Source organism: Nitrospirota bacterium, from assembly GCA_016212215.1.
Lineage (GTDB): Bacteria > Nitrospirota > 9FT-COMBO-42-15 > HDB-SIOI813 > HDB-SIOI813 > JACRGV01.
Genome location: JACRGV010000030.1, coordinates 1 through 2,462, shown reverse-complemented (window position 1 = coordinate 2,462; position 2,462 = coordinate 1). Strand labels below are relative to the sequence as shown.

Sequence of the window (2,462 nt, the reverse complement as noted above, 5' to 3'; positions counted from 1 at the left end):
TTCCCGCCAGAATACTTAACTACCAAAATGCAATTGTAGAATGTATTAACAATGCCATCCCTCCCTTTTGTTCAAGGACATGATAGCAAATTTAATGCATTTTATAAAACAGGACGCCTTTTTGATCAAACGCTGCAGAAGATAAATTGATCTTACTGACCTGCAATACCGTAAATCACGGCTCGCAGTCCTTGAAACATTTCACCCCCCCGCTGGTACTTCCTGGTGCAATCTAACGACAAAGCTCACCGGCGGCTATGGAGTGCAGCGGAATAGCCGTCCGGTGGAACGTCTTGTTAGCAATTCCTATTTTTAGAAATAACATTGTCGATTATTTGCTTACCAGATAAATGTTTTACTCTATTTTCTTTGATAGCGTTAACTACCTTTCTGATCGGCTTTAGTATTCCTTTCCCTCTAAACAAATACTCAAACCAGCCTTTTGTTTTTAGCCTTGCTTTTATAGCATCTATAGATGAAGGGTTTGGTAGTTCTATGGATGTGGGAATATTTTTTGCTCTAAACAGTATTTTTAGATTTGATGTTGTGTCCACCTTTACTACATCAAAGTACTGAGAAGCGCATGAAATTAACGTATCAACGCTATAATAAAATATGTGAGCCTTAAAGTAGATATTGTGAGGAGATGCATCAATTGTTTCGATCCAAGGTACTTCCACAAATAGAACCCCATTTTTATTAAGCAGATGATAGAATTTCTCGAATGTTCTTACCGGGAAAGGCAAATGCTCTAGTACGTGGAAGACAGTAATTACATCGAACTTCCCGTCAATGTCTTCAATTTCTCCTGTCACGACATTACATCCGTATTCATTCTTGGCATACTCAGAGTAGCCTATACTTGGCTCAATTCCTTCTGATTCAAATCCCATTTTCCCAGACAAATAGGTAAACTCCCCCCCCCGCACCAACATCAAGAAGACATCCTTTTGTAATATTTGACTTGCACAGAAATTCGATTCTCTGCAAAGCCGTAATTGCTGCACGAAAAACATGTTTCAGTTTTGGTGAATATGATTTTTTATAATCAACTCGATAGTAGTACGAGTAGTATGCTCTCAACTCGTCTGCCGTTGGGATAGGATTTTGCTGTATTAAGCCGCACTTATTACATAAAGACACAAGTAATTTATCTGACGATTTTGCATCTACTTCAGAAACAGTTTCAAACTCTTCATTTTGACATAGTGCACATTGCATATTTTTCCCTTTGTATTGTTAACTATGTTTATATGGATATGTATAAGACCCTAAAAATCTTTGAACGTTATCTGAATAAAAATGCTACGCAGTCATTAATCCTGCATCTCTCTGTTTTCTCAATATCTCATCAGTTAGATGGTCTATTGCCTGAAAATCTGTTTCTCATAGATGTCCCTTTACTAATACAGGTTCAAACATCTCAAGTTTCAATGAACTCAGCATAGCGGTTATCTGTTCTACCATCTTTCCAGCCTATCCATAAGACCCTATTATGGCGCCGAATTTTAATTTTGGCCTGATGGTATTTACAAGAGAGACTGCATATGCAACCTCCGGATGAGCACCCAAGGACGGCAGGAGATGCGATGACACTGGTAGCAGGGTCTATAAGGAAGATGGCCGGTTCTCCCACGTCTGCACCCATTAGATTAAAAGGTTTCACATGAATTCCTCTTTCCATTAATGAATTAAACCTCCTGTCCCGTCTATTTCCTCAACCCCTGCAAAAGCCTGCCGAAGGCGCTCACGGCCTTGCTGATGGTATCTTCATCCGGCACGGGTATTTTAAAGTAGCCTTTGCCTGTGTCTTTGTCTTTTTCAATAAAGGAGGACAGTGCCGGCTTTAGTGAATTGCCCTCTGAGATAGCTTGGCTCAATTTCTCTAAGAATGATATGCCGGTCTTAAATAGATCATTAAGGTCTGCTTCTAAAGAGGGGGAATCGGCAAGTTCCTCTTTTAAAAAGGGGGATATAGGGGGATTTTCATGCCCCTTGTTAGGTTGAGGGGTTACAGGCGCTTCAACAGATAAAGGTTCCTGAGTCTGCTCTACAGGCTCTACCATCTTTGCCACGCTGTTCATAAACTGCTTCAGCTTCCCTTCGCCCATGAATACGATGTTCTCTCCGTTATCGAGCACCCCTTCGAATACGGATTTCTTAAAGCTCAGGAGTCCCAACAGGTTTTCTTCAATAGTCCCCCTCGAGATAAAATTAATGACGTTCACCGGCTTATGCTGTCCCAGGCGGTGTATGCGGCCTATGCGCTGCTCCAGTACGGCGGGGTTCCAGGGGATGTCCAGATTAACGAGTACGGAGGCGCTCTGGAGGTTCAAACCCACCCCGCCTGCATCGGTTGATAAAAAGACCAGGCAATCTTTATCCTCCCTGAAGTTTGTCAATAAATCCTTGCGCTTGATACTGGGCACACCTCCATGAAGATACTGATAGCCAACCTTCAG

The 2,462-nt window shown here is 41.8% G+C and carries 4 protein-coding genes; 1 reads left to right on the top strand and 3 read right to left on the bottom strand.

The window, feature by feature from the left end; all coding sequences use genetic code 11:
* Positions 1-296: 296 nt before the first annotated feature.
* On the bottom strand, positions 297-905 hold the full coding sequence (locus tag HZA08_02885) for a class I SAM-dependent methyltransferase (protein ID MBI5192371.1): 609 nt from the start codon (positions 903-905) through the stop codon (positions 297-299).
* A complete protein-coding gene (locus tag HZA08_02880) occupies positions 883-1,221 on the bottom strand; it encodes a hypothetical protein (GenBank protein ID MBI5192370.1) in 339 nt (112 codons plus the stop codon). Before HZA08_02880 ends, HZA08_02885 begins: the two co-directional genes overlap by 23 nt.
* Before the next feature lie 32 nt (positions 1,222-1,253).
* On the opposite strand from HZA08_02880, the gene HZA08_02875 reads away from it, so the two are divergent.
* Complete coding sequence (locus HZA08_02875; protein ID MBI5192369.1) at positions 1,254-1,448, top strand: hypothetical protein; 195 nt, start codon at positions 1,254-1,256, stop codon at positions 1,446-1,448.
* A 261-nt stretch (positions 1,449-1,709) separates the two neighbouring features.
* On the opposite strand, the gene HZA08_02870 is transcribed toward HZA08_02875, so the two are convergent.
* A partial coding sequence (locus tag HZA08_02870; GenBank protein MBI5192368.1) for an SWF/SNF helicase family protein occupies positions 1,710-2,462 on the bottom strand: 753 nt, incomplete at its 5' end.

Excerpts from the sequence above, each read along its gene's own strand:
- HZA08_02880 (MBI5192370.1), bottom strand. The coding sequence starts at position 1,221 with ATGCAATGTGCACTATGTCAAAATGAAGAGTTTGAAACTGTTTCTGAA.
- HZA08_02875 (MBI5192369.1), top strand. The coding sequence starts at position 1,254 with ATGGATATGTATAAGACCCTAAAAATCTTTGAACGTTATCTGAATAAA.